27 protein-coding genes are annotated in these 24,169 nt (G+C 41.5%); 9 read left to right on the forward strand and 18 right to left on the reverse strand.

Going from position 1 to position 24,169, the window contains the following annotated elements:
• Positions 1–8 precede the first annotated feature (8 nt).
• Positions 9–938 (reverse strand): Gfo/Idh/MocA family protein, encoded by a 930-nt coding sequence (locus tag EG2_RS03940; RefSeq protein WP_003127467.1) that lies wholly within the window; start codon positions 936–938, stop codon positions 9–11.
• A 90-nt stretch (positions 939–1,028) separates the two neighbouring features.
• Here EG2_RS03940 and EG2_RS03945 point away from each other — a divergent pair, with 90 nt between their 5' ends.
• Together EG2_RS03945 and EG2_RS03950 are read left to right on the forward strand one after the other, a co-directional pair.
• A complete protein-coding gene (locus tag EG2_RS03945) occupies positions 1,029–1,781 on the forward strand; it encodes an exodeoxyribonuclease III (protein ID WP_060813620.1) in 753 nt (250 codons plus the stop codon).
• A gap of 105 nt (positions 1,782–1,886) precedes the next feature.
• Positions 1,887–2,420: a 3'-5' exonuclease gene (locus EG2_RS03950; protein ID WP_005471732.1), complete on the forward strand. Its 534-nt coding sequence runs from the start codon at positions 1,887–1,889 to the stop codon at positions 2,418–2,420.
• Positions 2,421–2,466: 46 nt separating this feature from the next.
• On the opposite strand, the gene EG2_RS03955 is transcribed toward EG2_RS03950, so the two are convergent.
• The 5 genes from EG2_RS03955 to EG2_RS03975 form a co-directional block, all read right to left on the reverse strand.
• Positions 2,467–2,988, reverse strand: coding sequence for a GNAT family N-acetyltransferase (locus tag EG2_RS03955; RefSeq protein ID WP_060813621.1), 522 nt, complete (start codon positions 2,986–2,988; stop codon positions 2,467–2,469).
• A 5-nt stretch (positions 2,989–2,993) separates the two neighbouring features.
• Positions 2,994–3,521, reverse strand: coding sequence for a GNAT family N-acetyltransferase (locus tag EG2_RS03960; protein WP_060813622.1), 528 nt, complete (start codon positions 3,519–3,521; stop codon positions 2,994–2,996).
• Complete coding sequence (gene tsaE / locus EG2_RS03965; protein WP_003127460.1) at positions 3,514–3,987, reverse strand: tRNA (adenosine(37)-N6)-threonylcarbamoyltransferase complex ATPase subunit type 1 TsaE; 474 nt, start codon at positions 3,985–3,987, stop codon at positions 3,514–3,516. The genes EG2_RS03960 and tsaE overlap by 8 nt, the downstream gene beginning before the upstream one ends.
• Positions 3,988–4,685: 698 nt before the next feature.
• Entirely contained in the window at positions 4,686–5,669 is a 984-nt protein-coding gene (gene pta / locus EG2_RS03970) for a phosphate acetyltransferase (protein WP_003127459.1), read from the reverse strand.
• A 141-nt stretch (positions 5,670–5,810) separates the two neighbouring features.
• The gene (locus EG2_RS03975) at positions 5,811–6,500 is read right to left on the reverse strand and encodes a uracil-DNA glycosylase (protein ID WP_029487220.1); all 690 of its coding nucleotides are present in this window, start codon (positions 6,498–6,500) and stop codon (positions 5,811–5,813) included.
• 128 nt (positions 6,501–6,628) lie between these two features.
• Here EG2_RS03975 and EG2_RS03980 point away from each other — a divergent pair, with 128 nt between their 5' ends.
• Positions 6,629–7,498: a Cof-type HAD-IIB family hydrolase gene (locus tag EG2_RS03980; RefSeq protein ID WP_005471720.1), complete on the forward strand. Its 870-nt coding sequence runs from the start codon at positions 6,629–6,631 to the stop codon at positions 7,496–7,498.
• A 38-nt stretch (positions 7,499–7,536) separates the two neighbouring features.
• Complete coding sequence (locus EG2_RS03985) at positions 7,537–8,058, forward strand: LURP-one-related/scramblase family protein (RefSeq protein ID WP_003127456.1); 522 nt, start codon at positions 7,537–7,539, stop codon at positions 8,056–8,058.
• Positions 8,059–8,063: 5 nt separating this feature from the next.
• On the opposite strand, the gene EG2_RS03990 is transcribed toward EG2_RS03985, so the two are convergent.
• The gene (locus tag EG2_RS03990; protein WP_005471718.1) at positions 8,064–8,630 is read right to left on the reverse strand and encodes a GNAT family N-acetyltransferase; all 567 of its coding nucleotides are present in this window, start codon (positions 8,628–8,630) and stop codon (positions 8,064–8,066) included.
• A 93-nt stretch (positions 8,631–8,723) separates the two neighbouring features.
• The gene (gloA2, locus tag EG2_RS03995; RefSeq protein WP_060813623.1) at positions 8,724–9,101 is read right to left on the reverse strand and encodes an SMU1112c/YaeR family gloxylase I-like metalloprotein; all 378 of its coding nucleotides are present in this window, start codon (positions 9,099–9,101) and stop codon (positions 8,724–8,726) included.
• Positions 9,102–9,213: 112 nt separating this feature from the next.
• Between gloA2 and nrdI the strand changes: the two genes are divergently transcribed.
• Positions 9,214–9,651 carry a class Ib ribonucleoside-diphosphate reductase assembly flavoprotein NrdI gene (nrdI, locus tag EG2_RS04000; RefSeq protein WP_005471716.1) on the forward strand — a complete coding sequence of 146 codons (438 nt, stop codon included), beginning with the start codon at positions 9,214–9,216 and terminating at the stop codon, positions 9,649–9,651.
• A gap of 54 nt (positions 9,652–9,705) precedes the next feature.
• Entirely contained in the window at positions 9,706–11,352 is a 1,647-nt protein-coding gene (locus tag EG2_RS04005) for a MutS-related protein (RefSeq protein WP_060813624.1), read from the forward strand.
• A gap of 192 nt (positions 11,353–11,544) precedes the next feature.
• Here EG2_RS04005 and EG2_RS04010 read toward each other — a convergent pair whose 3' ends face one another.
• The 5 genes from EG2_RS04010 to EG2_RS04030 form a co-directional block, all read right to left on the reverse strand.
• Positions 11,545–13,374, reverse strand: coding sequence for an LTA synthase family protein (locus EG2_RS04010; RefSeq protein WP_060813625.1), 1,830 nt, complete (start codon positions 13,372–13,374; stop codon positions 11,545–11,547).
• Positions 13,375–13,651: 277 nt separating this feature from the next.
• On the reverse strand, positions 13,652–14,476 hold the full coding sequence (nadE, locus tag EG2_RS04015; protein WP_060813626.1) for an ammonia-dependent NAD(+) synthetase: 825 nt from the start codon (positions 14,474–14,476) through the stop codon (positions 13,652–13,654).
• A gap of 51 nt (positions 14,477–14,527) precedes the next feature.
• Positions 14,528–15,994, reverse strand: a complete 1,467-nt coding sequence (locus EG2_RS04020; protein ID WP_003127448.1) for a nicotinate phosphoribosyltransferase — start codon at positions 15,992–15,994, stop codon at positions 14,528–14,530.
• 200 nt (positions 15,995–16,194) lie between these two features.
• Positions 16,195–16,545 carry a DUF1827 family protein gene (locus EG2_RS04025; RefSeq protein WP_005471710.1) on the reverse strand — a complete coding sequence of 117 codons (351 nt, stop codon included), beginning with the start codon at positions 16,543–16,545 and terminating at the stop codon, positions 16,195–16,197.
• Positions 16,532–17,410 carry an HAD-IIB family hydrolase gene (locus tag EG2_RS04030; RefSeq protein WP_029487224.1) on the reverse strand — a complete coding sequence of 293 codons (879 nt, stop codon included), beginning with the start codon at positions 17,408–17,410 and terminating at the stop codon, positions 16,532–16,534. The genes EG2_RS04025 and EG2_RS04030 overlap by 14 nt, the downstream gene beginning before the upstream one ends.
• A 112-nt stretch (positions 17,411–17,522) precedes the next feature.
• Between EG2_RS04030 and EG2_RS04035 the strand changes: the two genes are divergently transcribed.
• On the forward strand, positions 17,523–18,284 hold the full coding sequence (locus tag EG2_RS04035; RefSeq protein WP_060813627.1) for a MerR family transcriptional regulator: 762 nt from the start codon (positions 17,523–17,525) through the stop codon (positions 18,282–18,284).
• A 27-nt stretch (positions 18,285–18,311) separates the two neighbouring features.
• Here EG2_RS04035 and EG2_RS04040 read toward each other — a convergent pair whose 3' ends face one another.
• Positions 18,312–19,247 (reverse strand): LacI family DNA-binding transcriptional regulator, encoded by a 936-nt coding sequence (locus tag EG2_RS04040; RefSeq protein WP_005471706.1) that lies wholly within the window; start codon positions 19,245–19,247, stop codon positions 18,312–18,314.
• A gap of 10 nt (positions 19,248–19,257) precedes the next feature.
• Positions 19,258–19,530 carry a hypothetical protein gene (locus EG2_RS04045; protein WP_003127443.1) on the reverse strand — a complete coding sequence of 91 codons (273 nt, stop codon included), beginning with the start codon at positions 19,528–19,530 and terminating at the stop codon, positions 19,258–19,260.
• Between the two features lie 187 nt (positions 19,531–19,717).
• On the opposite strand from EG2_RS04045, the gene EG2_RS04050 reads away from it, so the two are divergent.
• A complete protein-coding gene (locus EG2_RS04050; protein WP_060813628.1) occupies positions 19,718–19,969 on the forward strand; it encodes a helix-turn-helix domain-containing protein in 252 nt (83 codons plus the stop codon).
• A gap of 394 nt (positions 19,970–20,363) precedes the next feature.
• Here the strand turns inward: EG2_RS04050 and groL are convergent, their stop codons facing one another.
• Positions 20,364–21,992, reverse strand: coding sequence for a chaperonin GroEL (groL, locus tag EG2_RS04055; RefSeq protein WP_060813629.1), 1,629 nt, complete (start codon positions 21,990–21,992; stop codon positions 20,364–20,366).
• Between the two features lie 28 nt (positions 21,993–22,020).
• On the reverse strand, positions 22,021–22,305 hold the full coding sequence (gene groES / locus EG2_RS04060) for a co-chaperone GroES (protein WP_003127440.1): 285 nt from the start codon (positions 22,303–22,305) through the stop codon (positions 22,021–22,023).
• 232 nt (positions 22,306–22,537) lie between these two features.
• Here groES and EG2_RS04065 point away from each other — a divergent pair, with 232 nt between their 5' ends.
• Entirely contained in the window at positions 22,538–23,182 is a 645-nt protein-coding gene (locus EG2_RS04065; RefSeq protein WP_060813630.1) for a CPBP family intramembrane glutamic endopeptidase, read from the forward strand.
• 132 nt (positions 23,183–23,314) lie between these two features.
• Here EG2_RS04065 and EG2_RS04070 read toward each other — a convergent pair whose 3' ends face one another.
• A complete protein-coding gene (locus EG2_RS04070) occupies positions 23,315–24,121 on the reverse strand; it encodes an MBL fold metallo-hydrolase (RefSeq protein WP_003127437.1) in 807 nt (268 codons plus the stop codon).
• Between the last annotated feature and the right edge of the window lie 48 nt (positions 24,122–24,169).

Consider the following 24,169-nt stretch of genomic DNA (forward strand, 5'->3'; position numbering starts at 1 on the left):
AAAAGTTGCTACTTCTCTAAAGAATCACTTTTTGCCCGATGATTGGCAGCGATCATTTCTTGGCAAAGCTGGTGACTGTCTATCACTTGCGCTTGTCGCAGATCGATAGCTGTTGGATCGGCGACTGCTGCAATAAATGCCGAAACTAATGGATAGAACCCTCGTTTGTTCAACGTTGTTTCCCAATCGCCAAACTCATGTTCCACCGTTTTCCCCTCCACATACTCCGTAAGAGCAGTCAAATTCCTCACATCATAGGTTCCGCTTTTGGCGGTGATCCGGTAATCTTCCGTATTGGCACCACTCTTGAGATCCATCGTCAAAATCGCCGTTGTATGTGCTGTTTCCAAGATCAGTGTGGCCGTCTCCAATCCATCCGCTGATTCTTTGATCTGACTAGTATGCGCGATGATCGGTTCATCCAATAAATAGACACCAGTATCCACCAAATGTAAGAAGAGATCATAGATCACATACTTGGTATCATGACTAGCGGCTTGCCGGTGTTTTGACAGATAAATCATCCGCTTATCTGGAATTTGTTTTAATTGATCGACCATCGGGGCAAAGCGGCGATTGAAGCCGACCATCAACAACTTTTGTTTTGCTTTAGCTAGAGCAAACAATTCTTCTACTTCAGCAAAATTCTCGCTGACCGGTTTATCGACAAAGACATGGATTCCTTCTGTCAGACATTTTTTGATCAACTCATAGTGGCTGCCAGTAGCTGTATGAATGAAACAAGCCTCGATTCCCTGATCGATCAGCTCGTCTAAATTGGTGTACATATGCGCCAACCGATAACGTTGCTGCAATTCTTTCTGAACGGATTCACGCCGAGTGGCAAAATAAAAATCCGCTTGATCCTGCAATGCAATATAACTTGGCAAGTATGCTTTTTGTGCAATATTTCCTAACCCGATAACACCGATCTTCATGACTGATTCCTCCTAAACGTTACGTCTTGCTTTAATCTTACACTTTTTTTCGGTAGAATGGAAAATATAGTTGAACCGAGGAGGACAAATATGAAATTTATTTCTTGGAACGTGAATGGCTTACGAGCAATCGTCAAAAAGAACTTTTTAGAAGCCTTTGAGACCTTCGATGCAGACTTCTTTTGTTTGCAAGAAACGAAGCTGCAAGCAGGGCAGATCGAGTTGGATCTGCCAGGATACACGCAATACTGGAATTATGCAGAAAAGAAAGGATACTCTGGTACAGCGATCTTTGCTAAAGAACCGGCACTTACTGCCCATTATGGGATTGGCATCGAGGAACATGATGCCGAAGGCCGGGTGATCACACTGGAATACCCCGAATTCTTTTTAGTCACTTGCTATACACCAAACGCCCAAAATGAATTGCGTCGTCTCGATTATCGCATGACATGGGAAGATGCTTTTCGTGCCTATCTGACCGATCTGAAACAGCAAAAGCCAGTTATCCTATGCGGTGACTTGAACGTCGCTCATCAAAACATTGATCTTAAAAACTGGAAAACCAACCAAAAAAACGCCGGCTTCACTCCTGAAGAACGAGAAAAATTTTCAACCTTACTTTCAGCAGGCTTTACGGATACTTTCCGCTACTTTTATCCCGATACTGAAGGGATTTATTCTTGGTGGAGTTACCGGTTTAATGCGCGCAAAAATAATGCTGGATGGCGCATCGATTACTTCGTTGTTTCAGACGATTTAAATGACCGCCTGGTTGATGCAAAAATCCATACAGAAATCTTAGGCAGTGATCATTGCCCCGTCGAATTACAGTTAAACTAATTGCTTACCTTATTCTTTCGCTGTGTCCTGTCGGCCATCCTGCCAAAAAATCTTGTATCTTTTCATTTCAAAGATTTGTGCTAGAATAGCTTTGAGGTGAAGGCAATGAATTTTATCGCAATGGACTTTGAAACAGCCAATTATCAAAAGCACAGTGCTTGTTCATTGGCATTAGTCATGGTTCGGGACAGTAAAATTGTTGGAGAGTACTACACGTTGATCCAGCCGGAGACAGATTTCTTTTGGAAAAATATCCAAATCCATGGCATTCATCCGGAAGACGTCGTCAATGCTCCTAAATTTCCTGACATTTGGAAACAAATCCAGCAATATTATAATCTCAACAGTCTGATCGTTGCCCACAATGCTGGTTTCGATACTGGCGTTTTAGCTGGATGTCTTGATTACTATGGGATAGAACAGCCAAATTATCTTTCACTCTGTACAGTACGTACAAGCCGCAAACTCTATCCTGAATTCGAGAATCACAAGCTGAATACTGTCTGCCAACAGCTGCAGATTCCTTTGCTGAATCACCACGATGCCCTTGAAGATAGTCGTGCCTGTGCTCAGATCTTATTACGTCAAGAAAACGATTTTGGGATCGACCCATTAAAAAAACTGGTACTCGTAAAATGAGTATCAGTTTTTTACTTTTCTTCTTACTTTCTTACTCTTTTGTCTTTCAGTTATTTGTTGAAAGCCAATAACGACGAGTACTATTCCCATTTACCCGATCGATCCATATATCTTCTAATTGACCACCATTTTTTTCAATGACCTTAGCAGATGCTTGATTGTGAGCATCGCATGTCACCAGTACTTTTTCTATTCCGAAGCTTTTGGCAATCGACAAGGATTGAGCAAGCATTGCTGTCCCATATCCTTTTTGGCGATACGTTTTTTTCACAGAATAACCGACATGACCGCCTTGCTGCAACAAATAGTCGTTGAGCTCTAGCCGAAGATTCAAGATTCCGATGACTGTATCTGCTTGTTTTGCAAGATAAACCCGACTAATGACATGACCAGCTGGAACAGTTGCCGGTGATTTGTAGGCTTCTTGCAGTTCAAGCCATTTTTCGATTGTCTCCGCTGTTTCCAGCCCAGAACCTCCGTGGATAGTTTCATTGTCTTCTAAAAATGATGCGCGATAAGCTGTTAACTGTTCTTTGTCTGCTAGGGCCGGTTCAACAAGCAGGATCATCCTTCTCACTCCTCATCAACTAATTTTGCCATCATTAGAACATCAATTCGTTGCCCATCTTTTGTTTGGGCGGCTTGTTTCATACAACCTTCAATTTCAAATCCGTACTTCTGATATAAATGGATAGCTCGTTCATTGCGCGCTTGGACTGTCAACTCCAAGCGTGTCAACAACCCTACTTCACTGACCCATTCAAGCAATTCTTCTAAAAGAAGTGACCCTAGTCCCATTCCCCAATAGTCTTTTAAAATCGATAGACCTATTTCTCCTACATGGGCCATGCGCCATTCCGAATAATTTTTGATAGAAGCCATACCAATAATTCGTTCTCCATCAAGAGCTAACAATAGGAGGTGATTGTCTTGTTCATACAAGCTTTCTAGTTGCTGTGCCAACATTGCTTCAGGCAGGGCGAGGCCTGTTTCATCCATGACCAAAAAGTCAGTTTCTTGACCAATCTTTTGACTGACTGCCAAGAGTTCTGCCGCATCTTCGCCCCGAGCCTCACGCAACGTCAAGTGAATGTCACTCATTATCTGCCTCCCATTGCGCCAAAATACGCTGTTGGAAGGCCTCAGCTTTTGGACCAAATGTAAGCAATTTCACAAAGCGTTTTTGCTCTTCTGTATTATCTTTTTCCAAAATCAGTTCCAAATAATCTTCCGGTAAAGACTCTTCTAGAAGATTTCCCCACTCGATCACAGAAAGACCATCACCTTCAAAATAATCATCTAATCCCAAGTCTGATGCGCCAAATTCTACCCGGTAAATATCCATATGATAGAGTGGCAACCGACCTTCAGTATATTCACGAATAATCGTATAGGTTGGGCTTTTGATCAGTTGACTGATCCCCAGACCTCGAGCGATCCCTTTGGTCAACGTCGTTTTACCGGCTCCCAGTTCCCCAGTTAACACCAAATTGTCTCCAGGCAGGGCCACTCTGCCAATCACTTCGGCAAATTTTTCTGTTGCATCTAAATCAGCGATCGTTATCATGTTTGATCCGTCCTTTATCTTTTCACTTGCTGTTAGTAGTTAGTATAGCTTGTTTTAGAAACAAAAGTAAAGAGCGTACCGTCGCAAGGAGTTTGAAAGAAAAGCCATTTTTATCCTGCTGTGGGCAGTATTTTTGGAAGCGACGCCCCTCATCTTGCTTTGCCTGCAATTGTTTCTAAGCTTGTTGCGCTAAGTAGACTTCCATGCCACTCTAAGGGCAATCGTTGTGATTCATACTGAGGTTACTACGCTTTCTTTGGTCCCCGCTGCTCACCATCTGCTCTCTGCTTCGCAAGCCAATCGCAGTGATTCAGGCTGAAGGTTATCACGCTTTCTTTGATCCCCGCTGCTCACCATCTGCTCTCTGCTTCGCAAGCCAATCGTTGTGATTCATACTGAAGGTTACTACGCTTTCTTTGGTCCCCGCTGCTCATCATCTGCTCTGTCTTGCTATGCAAGCCAATCGCAGTGATTCAGGCTGAAGGTTACTACGCTTTCTTTGGTCCCCGCTGCTCATCATCTGCTCTCTGCTTCGCAAGCCAATCGCAGTGATTCAGGCTGAAGGTTACTACGCTCCCTTTGGTCGCCTAGTACTGCTCATAATCAACTCTGTCTTGCTATGCAAGCCAATCGTTGTGATTCGCAGCAAAAAGCCGTTCCTTGACAAAAGGAACGGCTTGGTTGTTTGATTAGTTATCTTATTTATCCATCAATGTTTGTGCTGCTGTGATGATGGATAGTTTGTAGACGTCTTCTTCGTTTGATCCGCGAGAAAGGTCTGAGATTGGTTTGTTCAATCCTTGCAGGATTGGTCCAATTGCTTCGAAGTTACCGAAGCGTTGTGCGATTTTGTAGCCAATGTTTCCAGATTGTAAATCTGGGAAGACAAAGACCGTTGCTTTACCAGCTACTTCTGATTCTGGTGCTTTTAATTGAGCGACAGCTGAAATGTAAGCAGCATCGAATTGCAATTCACCATCGATTTCGTACTCAGGCGCCAATTCTTGGGCAATTTTTGTTGCTTCAACCACTTTATCGACTTCTGGTGCTTTAGCTGAACCTTTTGTCGAGAAGCTAAGCATAGCAACTTTTGGATCGATATCAAATAATTCCGCTGTTTTTGCTGAATCAACAGCGATCTCTGCTAATTCTTGTGCAGAAGGGTTCACATTGATGGCACAGTCAGAAAATAGGTATTTTTCTTGATCACGACCACGAACCATCAAAAAGGCACCACTTGTGCGGCTCACGCCTGGTTTTGTTTTAATGATCTGCAATGCAGGTCTAACCGTATCGCCCGTTGAATGGATCGCACCTGAAACCATTCCTTCAGTGATCCCCATGTAAGTTAACATCGTACCAAAATAATTAACATCTTTTAAGATTTCTTCGGCTTGCTCTTTTGTTGCTTTGCCGTTTCGGCGCTCAACAAAAGCTTCGACCATTTCATCCCACCGGTCATAGTTTTCAGGATCTAGGATCTCAAAATTAGCGATGTTGATTCCTCGAGCTTCCGCTGCTTTTTCAATCTCAGCAGGGTTACCAATCAAAACTGGTTCTACCAATTCTTCTGAACGTAGACGGCTTGCTGCACCAAGGATACGAGGATCCGTTGCTTCTGGGAAAACGATTTTGATATGACGACGCACGATTTTAAATTTTAAACTTTCGAATAGTTCCACGGGTAAAGACCTCCAGTTTTTTTATACCCTTACATTGTACAATAGTTGCAAAAAAAAGAACAGATAAAAATGCTGTACTAATCGAAAAAGATAATTTTTGTTACACAATTCACAGTCTGTCTCTTCTGCACTACTACAGTTTCACACCTGTACTATTTTTTCTGGTAATTGCCAGTTGATGGGTGTTTCACCTAACGCAATCAATGCTTGATTGATTTTTGAAAATGGTTTCGATCCAAAGAAACCACGACTGGCAGATAACGGACTTGGATGGGGAGATTCTATGATGATATGCTTTTTCGTATCGATCAACGCTTTCTTTTGCTGGGCTGGTTTTCCCCATAATACAAAGATCACTGGTTTATCCCGTTGATTCAGTTTTTCGATGATAGTATCTGTCAATCGTTCCCATCCTTTGCCTCGATGCGAATAAGCCTGTCCTTCACGAACTGTCAACACCGTATTTAGTAGTAAAATTCCTTGTTGCGCCCAAGGAACCAAATAACCGTGAGAGACTGGCGCGATGCCTAGATCACTTTGCAATTCCTTATAGATATTGCGTAAAGAAGGCGGAATCCGTACTCCGGGTTGGACTGAAAAAGATAACCCATGGGCTTGATGCGGACCATGATATGGATCTTGTCCTAAGATCACTACTTTCACTTCATGATACGGAGTCAGCTTCAGTGCTTCATAAATATGGTCCATTGCCGGGTGGATCTTCTGTGTTGCATATTCTACTTTCAAAAATTCCCGTAACTGTTGGTAATAGGTTTGATCGAATGAAGCTTGCAAAACTTCTTGCCAATCATTTTCTAAAATCTTTCTCATCGTCTCGCTCCTTTGCTTTTAGTTAAGGATAACAAAAGATCTGCCTAAGAAACAAGAAGACATTCTCAAAAATAATTGCTGATTTGTGGTACACTATTCTATAGAAACCATAAGAAAGGACGCTGACAATGATAAAATTAATCGCTTCTGATATGGATGGTACTTTACTAAACGCCAACATGCAGATTTCAGAAGAAAATATCCAAGCGATCAAATATGCCCAATCCCAAGGAGTCGAATTCATGGTGGCCACTGGGCGCAACCGGAAAGAAGCTCTGCCGCCTTTGCAAGAAGCCGGTATTGATTGTGCTATGATCACACTTAATGGTGCACAAGTGTTTGACAAATCAGGAACTTCTTTATTCACCGTTCCTATTTCTAAAGAAAAAACCCGTTCATTGATGGACTTATTAAGAGAAAAAGACATTTATTTTGAGATTTCCACGAGCAATGGCATTTATTCAGAAAGCCAGACGCGCCGAATCGAGAATTTTGCGATCCATACAGCAGAAGCAATGCCCCATCTGACCCACAAAATGGCCATTGCCATGACTGCTGCACGACTAGCTTTTCTTCCCATCAATTATGTCAAAGACTTCAATGAACTGTTTGCGATTGAAGATCTGGAAATCTTAAAAATCATTTGCTTCCATCAAGATGGCGCGCGTGTTTTAGGACCGATCACACAAGAAATCGATGGTTATGGCGACTTAGTGGTTACTTCTTCCGGACAAAACAATATTGAAATCAATCATCGCAATGCCCAAAAAGGGATCGCGGTGGCACACGTTGCTAAAGAGCGAGCGATTCAACTGTCGGATGTCATGACGATTGGTGACAACTTGAATGATGTCAGCATGATACAGCTTGCTGGTGTCAGCTTTGCTATGGGTAACGGGGAAATCGAAGTCAAAGAATATGCGAAGTATCTGACGGATACTAACATTGAATCAGGAGTCGGCAAAGCAATTATTCGGGCAATCGATGAGAATTTATAATTGACGCAGCTTTTCGGGATACAAGAGGAGGCGTAGATATGTCGGAATTTTTTATTCAAGACAGGCAACTCAGCAGTATCACGCGAACGATCGTTAAAGACGAAAAGGGCAAATCGTTATTCTTGATGGTCGGGCGCTGGGGAACTAAAGGCGATGCACTTTCCCTCTATCGTTTGGACGGCACACTGGTCGCCAGTATTAAGCAAATCAGTTTTACCTTTGGCACACGATTTGAGATCTACAAGGACTTTGAGAAAGTAGGTACGTTACAAAAAATTTTCAACTGGCCTGGGGATTTTTATTATATCCAACAGCTCCATTGGGCTGTCCATGGGGATATCTACAATCATCGGTATGCGATCCATCATTTCAACAAGAAGATCATGGAAATGGATAAAGCAACGCTATTGACTGGCGATTATTATGTGATCGATGTGGTCAACGATGAGGATGCGCCAGTTTGCATTTGTATTGCTGCGATTATGGATTATTGGCTCTACAATCGCAAACGCAAGACCCAGCAACATTTGGAGTTACGATTAACGAACGAAACCAGCTGAGATACTCAACTGGTTTCTTTTTGCATATGATCATATAGATGACCACTGATCTTTCGTTCAGCAACCACTTGAAAACCGTGACGTTCATAGAGACGTTTGGCGTGTGGATTGGCTTTATCGACACTTAAACCAATTGTGGTATAGCCATCTCGTTGGGCAATTTTTGGCAGTGCAGCCAATAAAGCTGAGCCAACCCCTTTTCCCCGGAATTTTTCATCGACACAAATGGTATCTAAGTACCATTCGTTCTGCAACGTTTCTTGATCAACGAACAGTTTCATTTCTTTATCCAAACCGTAGGACTCCAGAATCTTCGTTAACGGTTCATCAATGGTAGGTTCATCTTTATCTGGGTAACCAAAAGCAACCCCAGCCACTTGTCCATCGATTTCATTGACCAATCCTCTGGTATAACCATAACGATAATCAGGCTCTAACATCGCTTCAGCCAAGATCTCGAGCGTTTTTTCTTCTCCTATTTCTGCCACAAACGGTAATTCCATATCTTTTAAAATGACTAAAACAAGTTTCGCCATAGCAAAACGATCTTCTTTTTGTGCAAATCGAATCACGATTTCTCCTCCTTGTGTTTTCTTCAGAATAACAGCATTTTTTTGTCATCCCAAGTAAAAAAGTGTCGTTGCGCTTCGAATGAATCCTTGATACTATTCGTGTAGTTCCAGTGGCAACCCATCTGGGTCTTGGAAGAAGGTCATTTTTTTATTCGTAAAGCTGTCAAAGCGAATCGGCTCACACGTAATTCCTTTTGTTTCAAGTTCTGCTACCACTTTCTCAATGTTTGTTACTCGAAAAGCCAAGTGTCGTAAGCCGGTTGCTTCCGGATAACTTGCTCGTTTAGGTGGTTGATCCACGATAAACAACTCAATCTCAGATGAGCCAAAAGCCAAATCGATTTTGGTATCGTTTTTTTCGGGACGATGGTGCTCACGGATCACCTTAAATCCTAATTTGTCGACATAAAATGATTTTGCTCGTTGGTAATCACTGGCAATAATGGCCACATGATGCATCTCAGAAAACATATGCTCACTCCTTTTCTATCTACTTAGTTTACCTATTTTTCCTTCCTTTGGCTACAAAAGACCTGCTCTATTTTATTTTGATTCTGTTATACTGGATACGGAAGGTGATGACATGAAACTACTTTATATTTCAATCTCAGGAAATACCCGGGCATTTGTCAAACGACTAATGGACTATGCCGCCCAGCAGCCAACAGCGCATCCTCTAGAATGGTCCGTCAAAGAAATTGATGACAATTCCATTTTCGAAGAAGAAAGCGAACCTTTTGTCGTGTTTGTGCCGACCTATCTTGAAGGCGGCAACGGCGTAGATAATGGGGATCAGGAAATTTTGACAGAAACCATGCGGGAGTATATTGATTATGCGGATAATGCCCGCTATTGTCGCGGTGTGATCGGCAGCGGCAACAAAAATTTCAATTATCAATACTGCCTGACTGCCAAACAATATGCTGAACAGTTCCAGATTCCATTTCTAGCTGATTTTGAACTGCGAGGAACAACGCAGGACATCGCACGCATTTACGATGTCTTGCGTAAAATCAATTAACTTGGAAGGAGCAGGAGCTAGATCCTGCTTTTGCTCCTAGAAACGGAGAAAAACATGGACGCAAAATATATGGTTATCTTGATTATCTTGTTCGTTAGTGCACTTATTATTGGCTTAGATACTTGGAACCGAATAAAATTAAGACGTCGTGTCAAACAAGAATGGGGAAAATTCCCCCGTCAGCCTCGCTTTGACAAAGAAGAAAGCCTCAAAAAGGCCTGGATGGTAGAGAAAGATTTTTATCCCCATGATAGTGAGATCGATGACATTACTTGGTATGACTTAGACTTATTCGAGGTTTTTGAAATGATCAACAGTACTTACTCCAGTGTAGGTTCTGAAGCTCTCTATCAGCAGTTGCGCAACTTTCAATTTAAGCCGGATCGACAGCTGACCGCGTTAATTGATTTTTTCGCAGCCAATCCAAAAATTCGCGAAGATACCCAATATACCTTTGCCCAACTTGGGAAACTGGATAATAACTTTTCCAAAAACTATCTGGCATCAGGGAAGAAAGAAAGTATTGGCAACTTGCCTGTCTTTATTTTATTGGGCTGTTTGCCGATTGTTGGGCTGATTTTGATAGCTTTTGGCTTTTTGCCAGGAATTGCAGTGATTTTGATAAGCGTCCTCTTTAATACGGTTTACTATTCGATCAAAAAAGCCACACTAGAAACAGAACTCAACAGTATGCGCTATCTAGTTCAGACAGTGGCCTGCGGCAACAAGATTGCCAAACTTGCCACACCATTACAAGAGCAAATCAAAAAAGAACTGCTGCCTCTGAAAAAAATCCCCCGATTCGGCGTTTCTTTTCGTTCAAAAAATGGCAGTGAAGGCGATATGCTTTTTGAATACATCAATATCATCTTTATGCTGCCTTTTATCTCGTACCATTACGTTGTTACCTTATTGGCTCGATACAATCAACAAGCTATCGCATTATGGGAATTGTTAGGCAAGTTGGAAATTGCTTGCGCGATCCTTAATTTCCGTACCTATATGCCGATCACTTGTATCCCTGAATTCAAAAAAGGAACGGTCAGCGCAAAAGGGACCTATCATCCCCTTCTGACTGAAGCTGTCATGAATGATGTCGACTGGCAAACCAATACACTGGTAACCGGGTCGAACGCTTCTGGCAAATCGACCTATGTCAAAAGCATCGCTATCAATTGTCTATTGGCGCAAACTGTCCAAACAGCTGTTGCTGAATCCTTTACGATGGAACCTGGTCATGTGTTGACCTCAATGGCGGTCGAAGACGATTTGTTTGAGGGCGATAGCTATTTTGTTGCAGAAATCAAGTCGATCAAACGATTGTTGGAACAAGTTCAGCAAAAAGAACGCTGCTATTGCTTTGTCGATGAGATACTGAAGGGAACCAATACGATTGAGCGGATCGCTGCTTCTGCTAGTATCATTCATTGGTTGAGCCGTTATCCAAGTTTGGCTTTTATTGCGACTCATGATATTGAACTGACTGAAATATTGAAAAATGACTGCAGCAATATCCATTTTTCTGAACAAGTCACAGCCGATGACGGTATCTCTTTTGACTATAAGGTCAAACAAGGTCCTTCAACAAGCCGTAATGCGATTGCCCTACTGCGAGTGCTTGGTTATCCGAAATCAATCGTTGAACAGGCTGAAAATGAAGCAGCTTACTTCAATCAGCAACGGACTTGGCAAGATCTATAATGACCTACAAGAAATCTGTGATCCTTAGTAAAGACATGCTGCTTAAAACACATCGCTAGGATTGCTCAATAAATAAAGGCTATGACAAAAGAAAGACTTTTAGCGAAGAAACCAGCCTACTCTGAATAAGAGCAATGTGTTTCTTCCTTGATCCTTCTTTTGTCACAGCCTTTTTATGTTAGACAATTTTTCTTAGCCAAATAAATCTGTCTGTAAACTATATTGTTTTCCTTGTAAAATGTCATATTGAATCATCTGATAGTCTTCATAGAGCTGCCGTGATTTCGCATCTAAACTTAGCTCACTCCGCCACTGTTCGCCTTGGTAATATTGCCCGTGTTCAAAAGCCGGCAATTTTTCTTGCAGTGCTAGCAGCAATGCATAAAATCCATTGATTGGTTGCTGACTTTCATTCAACACGTTAGGTGCAAAGTAAAAGGGACTCGTTACCGGAACAGTGTCAGTTGAAAAGGTTCCATCAGAATCCACCATCAAGAATTCCGTTTCATGCAGCGCAGCAGTATCATTTTGATCTTTAATCGCATCCGAGTAGATGCCTGGCAGGTGATCCCCCCAGAAAACGACTACTGTTCTTCGATTCAGCTGCTTCAATTGTTCAATAAAGTCTTTTAGTGCGGTACTACTGTAAGAAACATCTTGCAGATAATTTTCAAGAGCAGTCCTATTTCCATCGCCTGCGGCTTGATAATTTAATGTCTGATACTTTCCTTCATAAGGCATATGGGTCTGCATCGTCACCAAGTGAACGAATTGCGGCTTTTTCTCATCTGACAAAAGAGACAGAACTTCTTTATAAGCAGAAGCATCCGAGATATAAGGATTGTTCTCGATCTTGTCCGTGTAAGTCATCGTGTCTTGATCCAAAAAGGTTTGAAAACCCATCACATCATAGACATCTTTACGTTTGTACATCGATGTATCATAGGGGTGGATCGCAGTCGCATCATATCCTTGTTTTTGCAAGAATGAGACCACTGAAGGCAATTGTGTCAATTTAGGGACCAGCATCGTGTAAGGCGTTGTCATTTGCGGATTCAACAGCCCCATTGAAAAACTGGTCAATGCTTCAAATTCAATGTTTGCAGTCCCACCGCCATAATTTTGCGACAACATTTTCCCACTGATCGTTTGATCGGCTACCGCATAATAATCCTTTAACGGATCTCCCGTGATCGTCAGTCCTTTTAGATGACTTGGATCAGAAAAACTTTCACTCATGACATAAACGATATTTGGCGCTTCTTGGTCACGCGTTTTGTTTGTTTCGGCAGCTTCCGCGGTATATTTTTTTGCGATCTCTTTTATCGCAGCTTCAGAATAATCTGCTGGTCTCTCCATTGCCTCCACTCGTAGATTGAATAGAAACCCACCAATAAAACCGGTATTGTAATAATTCATTTTTTGTGAATAAGGAATCCATAATGCGGTCCGGTTATACGCTTTTCTAAGCAGATTATTGCTGTCATTAAAATGCGAAACATAAACTAAACCAACTGTACAAACGAGCATTGTCAGCCCTCTGAGGATCTGTTTCTTTTTTGATAATTTACGGCTTCGGTAAATACTCCAGATAATTGCTCCCAATGCGAGTATCACACAAAGCATCGCCAAAACGAAAGGTCCAGTTCCGATCATTGTATGCAGCAAGTCAAACTGAGTAATCATTTTCAAATCATCTGGATAAATTGGTTCTTGACGATAAGCCATCTTGAGGTAATTTGCATAACCCAAGATCCCGATCACAATACTATAGAACAGCGCTCCGACTCCTAGCGAGCCAGCAAGACTTGCCAATAATCCGTAGAAAAGCAGCAGCACCAGACAAGCTAAGAAAAACTTTTCTGTATGCCAAGAAAAAGCAAATTTTAATGCTAGCTCAACAGAAAGGTTGTTTTGACACCATTGTAGGTATAGATTACTAAAGATGATCAGAATAAAACTAGCGATTAGTTTTATTGCCAACTTCAAATTGGGATGAATCTTTCTTTTCACGAAGGACATTCCTCCTTTTCTAACCATAACCTGTATTTTATGCTTTGTGATTTAGAATGTAAAGAGCCGTTTGCTTGTTTTGTTTTTTTATTCTTGCCATTCTTCCTTGACGAGAGTTATGACTAAGACAAAAAAAACAAAAAATCCCGAACAATCTATGAATTCCAGAAGCCCTTGCTGATTGATACAGCGAAGGCTTTCCAGAGAAGGTTCATTCATAAATCGTTCGGATATTTATTTTCTCCTAGATGCGATGGACCAAAAACTATCACAGAGTAAAAAAGATTTATTTCCAGAAGTCGTCAAAGATTGATATTGGCAGATGCCGTTTATGCTGTGTTTTGCGCCACCAATTTTCAATCGTTTGTTGCGCATTTGGTGAAACGGTCTTTCCTTCCAAGTAATCATCGATCTCATCATAAGTCACACCAAGTGCTACTTCGTCAGCGATCATTGGTTTGCCATCTTCCAAATCAGCAGTAGGAACCTTTTTGTACAGTGCTTCCGGCGCTCCTAATTCTTGCAACAATTGACGTCCTTGACGTTTATTCAACCGAAATAGCGGCAAGAGGTCAGCTCCGCCATCACCAAATTTTGTAAAGAAACCGGTGATGTTTTCGGCCGCGTGATCTGTTCCTAAAACAGCGCCAGCTTTTTCGCCTGCAACGGCATATTGAGTAATCATCCGCTGACGTGCCTTGATGTTGCCTTTATTAAAATCAGAAACAGGTAAGCCAGCTTCTTCGACGGCTGCCACTTGCGCATCAACGGCTGCTTTGATATTCACTCGTAATGTAATGTCCGGTTTGATAAATTCGATGGCTTTTTTGGCATCTTCTTCGTCAGCCTGTTCTCCATAAGGTAAGCGGATCGCAATGAACTGATAATTGGGATCATTCGTCTCACTGCGCATTTCTTCCATTGTCAACTGAGCCAATCGACCAGCCAGTGTTGAATCTTGTCCACCGCTGATCCCTAAAACAAGAGTTTTCAAAAAGGGATTTTTTTGAAGATATGCTTTTAAAAATTCAATGCTATTACGAATCTCTGCTTTCGCATCAATTGTTGGAACTACGCCTAACTCGCGAATGATTTCTTGTTGCAATGTCATAGAAACGCCTCCTAATTTTTTTGAAGATTGGTCCTAGCTTTCTAGGACCAATTAAATAATTTCTGTTTTGGTTTGCGTACGCACTTTTTCAATGGTCCGCATCTTGTGATTCCAGCACTCTTGAGAGAGATCGACTGGGTATTTTTGCGGATTCAAATCTCGTTTGTACTCATCCCATAATGAATCCAAACAATTTGTAGCATAGGCTTTGATGTGTTCAAGATCCGGCAATTGATAGACTTGCTGTCCTTCTACAAAAATGTCTTGCAGCAAAGGTCGAGCATCAAAATCTGTCACTGTTTTATTGATAAAGGTGTGAACCGGATGGAACATGAACAACTCTTTTTCTTCCTGGGGGTTTTCGTCCCAAAGAGTCACATAATCCCCTTCAGACTTGCCGTCTTTTTTACGTGTGATACGCCAGACTTGTTTCTTGCCTGGTGTAGAAACTTTTTCAGCATTACCGGATAATTTGATCGTATCGATCATTTCGCCTTGTTCGTTTTCAATCGAAACCAGTTTATAAACGGCTCCCAATGCCGGTTGATCATAGGCGGTGATCAACTTTGTACCGACACCCCAAACATCGATTTTGGCTTTTTGCATTTTTAGACTTAGAATCGTGCTTTCATCCAAATCATTTGATGCGTAGATCTTAGCTTCTGTAAAGCCAGCTTCATCTAGTTGTTCTCGGACTTTTTTGGAGATATAAGCCATGTCTCCACTATCGATCCGTACTCCTAAAAAGTTGATTTGGTCCCCTAGTTCTTTTGCGACACGAATCGCATTTGGTACACCTAAGCGCAATGTATCATACGTATCGACTAAAAAGACACAGTCTTTGTGCGTCTTGGCATACGCCATAAAGGCATCATAATCATTGCCATAGGATTGCACAAGAGAATGAGCATGCGTCCCGCTTGCAGGGATGCCAAAGATCTTGCCTGCTCGAACATTACTTGTGGCACCCGCACCTCCGATATAAGCCGCACGAGTTCCCCAAATCGCTGCGTCCAGTTCTTGCGCACGACGAGACCCAAATTCTAATAAGGGATCATCTCCGATCACAGACTTGATCCGAGCAGCTTTTGTTGCAATCAATGTTTGGAAATTAACCATGTTCAATAAGGCTGTTTCGATCAATTGAGCTTGTGCCAAAGGTCCTTCAACTTGAATGATCGGCTCATTGTTGAAGACGAGATCGCCTTCTAAAGCTGAACGAACCGTGCAGGCAAATTTGAATTCTTTCAGATAATCCAAGAAAGCCTCCGGATATCCGCCGATTTCTCTTAAATAATCGATATCTGAATCTGAAAAGGTCAAATTGTTCAAATAATCGACTAAGCGTTCTAACCCTGCAAAGATAGCATAGCCATTCTCAAAGGGCATGTCACGGAAATAGCACTCGAAGACTGCATTCAAATCCGCACGTCCTAATTCCCAATAGGTTTGCATCATGTTGATCTGATAGAGATCAGTATGCAAAGTGAAACTATCATCTTTAAATAATTTTTGCATCGTTTTGCTCCCTCATACTTACTTCTCCCTATTATAGCAAAAAAATAAAAAAAGAAAGTATTTCTTGTTTTTTTCCTCAAAAAAAGTCTGTGCCATAAGTTAGAAAAAGACCGAAAAACTTCATGATACGATGGGGTATTCCACCAGTTTCACTCGAATCATTGGGTCTTGCTTCAACTTATAACACAGGCTGCTAATGGTTAATCAACTGCTAATTGAACTAGGATGATATCTTTGCGAGGTTTCGCAAACTTGACTCCCGCTGCTTCCATCTTTTTACGGATATTAACATCTACAGTGACATCCTTGCGGTCAACTTTTAGTAAGCGATGAATCGCTGTATCCACTTCTCCGCGGCTGATCTTCTTTTTATTGTTGATCAAAACCAGTGTGATCTTGTCAAAAGTATCCACATACATGATCTGGGTTCGATCAAGAGAATAAAGTTTGTAGTATTTAATCGCGACTTTATCAAAAATAAATTTTGAGATGACCGGATAAAATGTCTCCAAATTCAAATTTTGGTTGACTGGTGTTTCAATCAATTTCATATACAACATCCTCTCGTATTAGTTCATCCATGATAAATTGGCCGACTCCGCCGTCAGCTGCACTAGGAATCATACGATCGCAAACGTTACGGATCGATTCACTCGCATTGGCTACTGCAACAGAGACATCTACCACTTCAAACATGGCTAAGTCATTCTCACCATCCCCGATCCCAAAACTCTTTGCATGAGGGAAAGCCTGCATAAAATTCGTGATCGCGGCTCCTTTTGTTGCTAAGGGATCAACGACTTCCAATGTCTGAACAAATGACTGAAACGCACTGACTGGTTCAGTCTGCAGCAATAGACGCAACTGTTCGATCTTTTCATCCGATGCTTCCATCAGTTCGATCTTTAGGACATTGATCGTCGGCCGTTCCTGAATGTAGGCTAAAAGATCCGGTGCATGAATGCAGTCATGCACAAAATAGGCTTGCTTGTATTCAGCAATCATCGCCCCTCTCTCACCGAGATCTGTAACTAATTTATTGGTCAATGCGGTCAATTGTTCTTGATAATCCGCAGGATCTTTGCAGATCACTCCTTGATCGGTGTGCAGAAAATAAAAAACATTTTCTTTCTCTAAAATAGCTGTCACCGCTTCTAAGGTAGCTAGCGGCAAACAATTGGCTAAAACAGGCGCCTGACCTTCCAACTTCAAGCCGGCGCCATTGCCAAAGATGACATCACAGGAGATTCCTTCTTCTATCATCAGTGCTTCTACCAGATCATACCCTCGACCAGTCACAAAAACAAAATGATCGCCTTGTGCTTTCAGATAGTTGATCGCTGTTTTATTGATTTCAGGGACAGGCTGACCCATTTCCTGAAATGTCCCGTCTATATCGGAAAAAACTATTTGCATCGAATCTTCCTTTCTTTGCTATAATTATAACATAATTTGACGAAGCAAAAAATTTTTTGTTGACATTGACGTTACGTAAACCTTTATGATGAGAGCATAAGGAGGGAGAAATTTGGAATATAGTATAACAGCACTGGCTAAAATTTCTGGCGTCAGCAGCCGTACATTGCGCTACTATGATCAAATCGGATTATTAAAACCACAAAGGATCAATTCAGCCGGCTATCGTATTTATGGGGGACAGCAAGTGGATCGTCTGCAACAGATTTTGTACTTTAAATCCTTTGGCCTCCCTCTAGAAGAAATCCGTCATTTGCTAGATGATCCCAAACAAGATGTTCAAACACTGTTGGTTGCTCATTACAACCGATTGTCTCAGGAACGAGCAGCGCTTGATCGCTTATTGACAACATTAGCCCAAACAATCAATTATTATGAAGGAGAACAGACTATGTCAGATAAAGAAAAATTCACTTATTTTAAACAACAACAACTCGCAGCCAATGAAGAAACCTATGGCGAAGAGATCCGTGCCGCTTATGGGGAAGAAGTCGTTGAACAAAGCAATCAAAAATGGCAGAACATGTCATTTGAAACCTACCAAGAATTGGAACAAACCGAAAACGAACTAATTCAAACATTGAAACAAGTGGTACAAGAGCCATTTGACGTGACTTCTTCTTTGGCAAAAACAGCCTTCCAGTTGCACAAAAAATGGCTGCAGCTTGCAGCGCCATTTTATTCTGCCGATTATCATCGCAGTTTAGGTGAAATGTACATTCATGATGCACGTTTTACTGACTATTACGATCAAAAAGCAGGCCAAGGCGCAGCCAGCTGTTTACAGGCAGTCATCGCTCATTACGCAGATTAATGACCAATAAAAAGGACTTGAGCCGCATTATGTGTGCTCAAGTCCTCTTCGTTTGATAAACGTATAAGGAATCCGGATGGACCCTTGTTCTTCCTGGATTGCTAACTTCAACGCCATTTCTCCACATTCATGCAAATGATAGTCGATGGTTGACAATTGAAGAACTTCACTAATAAATAAATTGTCTCTGCCAATAAGTAGTCGTTCGGAGGAAGAAGCCAATTTGATACCAGCAGCTACCTGATCCCCATTGGTAAAAATCGCTTGGACATTTTTATCAGCAAAGAAAGCGGCTGCCTCTCGCCCATCTTCTTCCGTCAAACAATCCCAAAAAATCAATTCTTCGGTAAAAGCTGGGAAATATTCCTGACACAAACGAACTGTGATCTTCGAATTGCTGCTCAGCTTACGACTTCTTCCAAGTGTAATTCCAATACGCTCGATACCATTTTCTTTCAAATAAGCAAACACTTCCCGAATGGATTGCTCACGATCGATATAGGTGCAACCATCTTGGACAGAGTCGATCTTTTCACAAAAAACGATACGACCATAAGCACGATAGGGCAATAGTTTTTCGAGCGGATTTGCTCTCGATGTGATAATCAGAGCATCAAACCCTTTTGCCGCAAATTCCTGCAGGTACTTTTCTTCCATTTCTGGTTCATAGCGGGTAGGCAACAAAGTCACCTTATACCCACGGGAAAAAGCACTTGCAGTAATCCCGCTTAGAAGGATATCAAAATACGGATGATTGACAAATGGGAGAATCACTCCGATGTTCTTCGTTTTTCCCGAGCTTAGTACACGTGCAGTATGATTCGGGATATAGTTGACTTGTTCCATTACCCGCAAAATCTCCTGACGCTTCTGCTCATCCACATAAGGATTATTATTGATGACTCGTGAAATCGTTGAGACCGAATAACCGGTCAACTTAGCAATATCCCGAATGTTCGCCATGCGCTTCTCCTTAGACAAATAATTGTTCTTTCATATAGTCTATCACACTTGCCCCACATTCATAAAATTGGTAATAATCATTCTGATGAATGAAACTGATTCGTTGCGCACCAAAATATTCATCCTGTACCAGGTGTCCAATTTCTGCAAGCGGTATTTGTGCGACCTTTTCCCTAAAAAATCCCTTGGGCTTTGTGAGAATCAAGTTCATCCCATCAAATTCAAGTGCAACATAGCAGCGTTGTATTCCATTGTTTCCCTTTACTTCCATATAAGTGTGCATCTTCATACGCCCCTTTCATGAATAGAATAATCTATGAAACGCGTACCAGAGCAAGCACTTTGTTTTCTTTTTTTCTCCTTGTTTATTTCTGAGGTTGTGAATCATTTCGCTTATTTCTAGAATGTTGTTACAATAGAAATGGAGAAAGAAGTCATCAATCATTTTTCCATTCGAGGAGGAACGCAAATTGACATTAGAAGAAGCTTTTTTATTGGATACATTGCGTTGCCGATTCAAATTTTTGCGAGAAGGGCAAGCATTGACGCAAAAAGAGGTATCGCAGCAAATCGATGTATCGTTGGAAGACTATTTGGATTACGAAGCTGGTGATCGTCTACCAGACGTTATGACGATTTTGCATCTTGCTGCCTTTTATGATGTCTCAGTAGATTACATTTTAGGCCAAACAGAAATTATGCAGCGCTATCCGCTGTCTTGATAAAAAAGTGCTACATGAAACTGCTCCTTGCTAGTTAGAATAAAAATCAAGCTAGTAAGGCGCACGTTCATTTTGAGTAAAAGGACTACTTTTTAAGCAAAAATACCCACTCTTGTAGGAAGAGTGGGTGTCTCAAAAAGAGAATGAAAATGAAATAGATTTGATAGATTGATCATAAACTTCTTCACTGAATCATTCAACATGAAGTTAATTCCTATTTGGTGTAAAAATATGGAGTATCTCTTTTGAGCTATGTTAGCAGTGAATACCAAAATGATTAAGAATTCAATATACCAATGAGCAAGCAATGGATCATTGGTATTGGCTCCTTTCTATCATAGAAATAGAAGCATAAAGAAAAGAACCCCTTCGCTAAGGGGTTCTTTTAGTATAATTACATCATGCCGCCCATGCCCATGGATGGATCCATTGCTGGAGCTGCTGGTGCAGCAGGTTCAGGTTTGTCAGCAACGACTGCTTCAGTTGTTAACAGTAATGCGGCTACAGAAGCGGCATTTTGTAACGCAGAACGTGTTACTTTTGTTGGGTCAACGATTCCTGCTTCAAGCATGTTTACCCATTCGCCAGTTGCGGCATTGAAACCAACGCCAAGATCTGCGTGTTTCAATTTATCGATGATCACTGATCCTTCATATCCAGCATTTTCAGCGATTTGACGTACTGGTTCTTCTAACGCACGCAAGACGATTTTCACACCGGTTGCTGCATCGCCGTCTGCTTCGATGGCTGCTACTTTGTTGATGACATTGACAAGAGCAGTTCCCCCACCAGACACCATACCTTCTTCAACCGCTGCACGCGTAGCGTTCAATGCGTCTTCGATACGTAATTTCAATTCTTTTAATTCTGTTTCAGTTGGTGCACCCACTTTGATGACTGCAACACCGCCTGCTAATTTCGCTAGGCGTTCTTGTAATTTTTCGCGGTCAAAATCAGACGTTGTGTCAGCAATTTGATTTTTGATCAATTGCACACGAGCATCGATCGCTGATTTGTCGCCAGCACCTTCAACAATAGTTGTATTATCTTTGTCCACAACAACTTTACTTGCTTGTCCTAAGTTGTCGATCGTCGCATCTTTCAATTCTAACCCTAAGTCTTCAGTAATGACTGTACCGCCAGTCAAGATCGCAATGTCTTCTAGCATTGCTTTACGACGGTCACCAAAGCCTGGAGCTTTAACTGCTACGACATTGAATGTTCCGCGGATTTTGTTCAAGACCAATGTTGGTAATGCTTCGCCGTCTACATCGTCAGCGATGATCAACAATGGTTTTGATTGTTGTAAGATTTGTTCTAACAATGGCAAGATATCTTGAATGTTAGAGATTTTTTTGTCTGTGATCAAGATGTATGGATTTTCCAAAGCAGCTTCCATTTTATCATTGTCAGTGACCATGTATTGTGAAAGGTAGCCACGATCGAACTGCATTCCTTCAACTACATCTAATTCTGTTTCGATCCCTTTTGATTCTTCAATGGTGATCACGCCGTCATTGCCGACTTTTTCCATCGCGTCTGCAATGTATTTTCCGACTTGTTCGCTACCAGAAGACACAGCACCAACTTGTGCAATAGCTTCTTTTGAGTCAACGATGGAAGAAATGTTGTGTAATTCTTCAACCGCAACTTTAGTTGCCATTTCGATCCCACGGCGAATGCCTAATGGATTCGCACCAGCTGTCACGTTTTTTAGTCCTTCACGAACGATCGCTTGTGTTAGCAATGTCGCTGTCGTCGTTCCGTCACCAGCGATGTCATTTGTTTTAGATGCAACTTCAGAAACAAGTTTTGCACCCATATTTTCAAAATGATCTTCTAATTCGATTTCTTTTGCGATCGTTACGCCATCATTTGTGATCAATGGTGAACCATAAGATTTTTCTAAAACGACGTTACGACCTTTAGGGCCTAAGGTTACTTTTACTGTATCTGCTAATTTATCTACCCCGCGCAACATTGCTGCACGTGCATCTTCTGCAAATTTGATTTCTTTTGCCATGATTCATTCACCTCAACTAAATTATTTTTTATTCAACTACTGCAATAATGTCTTTTGCAGCAACGATCAAATATTCGTTACCTTCAAATTTCACTTCTGTGCCAGCGTATTTTTCGAACATAACTTGTTCGCCCACGTTGACAGCAACAGGAGCTTTTTCACCGTTTTCTAGCGTGCGTCCTTCACCGACTGCAATGACGGTTCCTGTTTGAGGTTTTTCTTTGGCTGCTGAAGCAAGCACGATCCCTCCCACAGTTTTTTCTTCTTCTTTTGCGACTTCGATAATCACGCGATCACCTAATGGTCTTAACACGATAAATCCCTCCAATTGTATTTGATAGATTTTCTATTAGCACTCTCACACATAGAGTGCTAACTCACAAAATTAATATTACTCATTTTCTGTTTTTTTTGCAAGCCTTTTGATTAAATTTATTTTGGCTTTTTCTTTTTATCGATCCATACTGCAAAAACCTAGGGAAAAATTTTGTTTCTAATGAGTCAGTAGTCTATAATAGAAAAAAAGGAGTGTGATGATTTCACTTATGTCTCTAAAAAAATACGCACTATCGACGATTTTGATTTATGGGGTCGCATTTTTTATTCCTGTCGCTTTTATATCTAGTGGTGCCACGATCCCTGCAACGACTGTTTCGTATATCGTCGGCGCAATCTTGATGATTTTTCTTTATTTCAAACAAAATGAACCCTTATCGTTTGAACGTAAGGAGCCAAAAGTATCGGCTATTATTATTTATGGTCTAACAGGAATCATTGCTGCCATTCTTTTGCAAAACTTCGCTGTCTTTATTGAGTCGCTATTTGGCGAAGTAGCGGCATCGGAAAATACAGAAAATATTATCTCTATTATTCTGCAAAATCCGATTTTTGCCCTTGCCGCTATGGTCGGCGGGCCTATCATGGAAGAATTTGTATTTCGCCGTGCCCTTGTGGGAATCGTTGCGAAATATTCAAATATCTGGGTTGGTGTCATTGTCAGCGCTGTTGCCTTTGCCTTTGCCCACAGCGACAATCATCTATTGGTGTATATTCTATTGGGTCTCTTTTTCTCTGGACTCTACGCGTTGACAGGGCGTATCTGGACATCCATGATTACCCACGTGGGAATGAATACACTAGTTATTATCATTCAACTATTGGTTCATGCCGGCTATATCAATGTGCCCTAAGCACTAAAAACAAAAAAACGATGTTGAAAAATTTCAACATCGTTTTTTTATAAGATAAATTTCTAGCTTTGTAAAAACTGTCTGCATTCAATCGCTATTGCTTTTCTACAAAAACTTGCTAGCCAATCATCCTCAAATACTGAATAATTCGGTCGCTTTATCTGGATCAGTGTCATAAACCTCAAAGGCTTCACCGACACCTAAGTCGTGTTCTTTCATCGTATTGACCATGGTTAGATGGGCCAATTCTTTTAGATTGTTTTCTTTACTCAAATGCCCTAAATAGACGCGCTTCGTATTATCCGTCAATATGTCTGCCATGACTAATGCCCCATCTTCATTGGAGAGGTGCCCACGATCCCCGAGAATACGCTGCTTGAGGCTCCATGGATATGGACCCATCCGCAACATTTCTAAATCATGGTTGCTTTCGACCAGATACGCATCGGCTCCTTTGATAATCCCCCGGACATGATCACTGCAGTAACCAGTATCAGTCAACATCACAAAAGATTTGCCATCTTTATGGAACCGATAGAACTGCGGTGCTGCCGCATCATGGGAAACGCCAAAACTTTCGATGTCCATATCTCCCATCGTCAAAACTTTTCCCATCTCAAAAACATGTTTTTGTTCAACCGCAATATTGCCTACCATATTGTCCATCGCCTGCCATGTTTTCGTGTTGGCGTAGACATCCAACTTGTATTTGCGAGCCAAGACCCCTACGCCGTGGATATGGTCACGATGCTCATGCGTGACTAAAATAGCATCCAGATCCTCTGGCTTGCGTCCAACTTCATCCAATAATGAAGTGATCTTTTTGCCGCTCAGTCCTGCGTCCACCAGGATTCGTTTTTTATTGCTCTCGATATATAACGAATTTCCTGAACTTCCGCTAGCTAAAATGCTTACTTGAAAGGCACTTTCCTTCATCATTGTTTCTGTCTTCCTCTCTCTTACTTTCAACGAGTTCCATTATACCTA

Origin of the sequence: Enterococcus gallinarum NBRC 100675 (genome assembly GCF_001544275.1) — a bacterium.
GTDB lineage: Bacteria > Bacillota > Bacilli > Lactobacillales > Enterococcaceae > Enterococcus_D > Enterococcus_D gallinarum.

Excerpts from the sequence above, each read along its gene's own strand:
- EG2_RS03940 (WP_003127467.1), bottom strand. The coding sequence starts at position 938 with ATGAAGATCGGTGTTATCGGGTTAGGAAATATTGCACAAAAAGCATAC.
- EG2_RS03945 (WP_060813620.1), top strand. The coding sequence starts at position 1,029 with ATGAAATTTATTTCTTGGAACGTGAATGGCTTACGAGCAATCGTCAAA.
- EG2_RS03950 (WP_005471732.1), top strand. The coding sequence starts at position 1,887 with ATGAATTTTATCGCAATGGACTTTGAAACAGCCAATTATCAAAAGCAC.
- EG2_RS03955 (WP_060813621.1), bottom strand. The coding sequence starts at position 2,988 with ATGATCCTGCTTGTTGAACCGGCCCTAGCAGACAAAGAACAGTTAACA.
- EG2_RS03960 (WP_060813622.1), bottom strand. The coding sequence starts at position 3,521 with ATGAGTGACATTCACTTGACGTTGCGTGAGGCTCGGGGCGAAGATGCG.
- tsaE (WP_003127460.1), bottom strand. The coding sequence starts at position 3,987 with ATGATAACGATCGCTGATTTAGATGCAACAGAAAAATTTGCCGAAGTG.
- EG2_RS03975 (WP_029487220.1), bottom strand. The coding sequence starts at position 6,500 with ATGAGAAAGATTTTAGAAAATGATTGGCAAGAAGTTTTGCAAGCTTCA.
- EG2_RS03980 (WP_005471720.1), top strand. The coding sequence starts at position 6,629 with ATGATAAAATTAATCGCTTCTGATATGGATGGTACTTTACTAAACGCC.
- EG2_RS03985 (WP_003127456.1), top strand. The coding sequence starts at position 7,537 with ATGTCGGAATTTTTTATTCAAGACAGGCAACTCAGCAGTATCACGCGA.
- gloA2 (WP_060813623.1), bottom strand. The coding sequence starts at position 9,101 with ATGTTTTCTGAGATGCATCATGTGGCCATTATTGCCAGTGATTACCAA.
- nrdI (WP_005471716.1), top strand. The coding sequence starts at position 9,214 with ATGAAACTACTTTATATTTCAATCTCAGGAAATACCCGGGCATTTGTC.
- EG2_RS04005 (WP_060813624.1), top strand. The coding sequence starts at position 9,706 with ATGGACGCAAAATATATGGTTATCTTGATTATCTTGTTCGTTAGTGCA.
- EG2_RS04010 (WP_060813625.1), bottom strand. The coding sequence starts at position 13,374 with ATGTCCTTCGTGAAAAGAAAGATTCATCCCAATTTGAAGTTGGCAATA.
- nadE (WP_060813626.1), bottom strand. The coding sequence starts at position 14,476 with ATGACATTGCAACAAGAAATCATTCGCGAGTTAGGCGTAGTTCCAACA.
- EG2_RS04020 (WP_003127448.1), bottom strand. The coding sequence starts at position 15,994 with ATGCAAAAATTATTTAAAGATGATAGTTTCACTTTGCATACTGATCTC.
- EG2_RS04025 (WP_005471710.1), bottom strand. The coding sequence starts at position 16,545 with ATGAAATTGATTGAAACACCAGTCAACCAAAATTTGAATTTGGAGACA.
- EG2_RS04030 (WP_029487224.1), bottom strand. The coding sequence starts at position 17,410 with ATGCAAATAGTTTTTTCCGATATAGACGGGACATTTCAGGAAATGGGT.
- EG2_RS04040 (WP_005471706.1), bottom strand. The coding sequence starts at position 19,247 with ATGGCGAACATTCGGGATATTGCTAAGTTGACCGGTTATTCGGTCTCA.
- EG2_RS04045 (WP_003127443.1), bottom strand. The coding sequence starts at position 19,530 with ATGCACACTTATATGGAAGTAAAGGGAAACAATGGAATACAACGCTGC.
- groL (WP_060813629.1), bottom strand. The coding sequence starts at position 21,992 with ATGGCAAAAGAAATCAAATTTGCAGAAGATGCACGTGCAGCAATGTTG.
- EG2_RS04065 (WP_060813630.1), top strand. The coding sequence starts at position 22,538 with ATGTCTCTAAAAAAATACGCACTATCGACGATTTTGATTTATGGGGTC.
- EG2_RS04070 (WP_003127437.1), bottom strand. The coding sequence starts at position 24,121 with ATGATGAAGGAAAGTGCCTTTCAAGTAAGCATTTTAGCTAGCGGAAGT.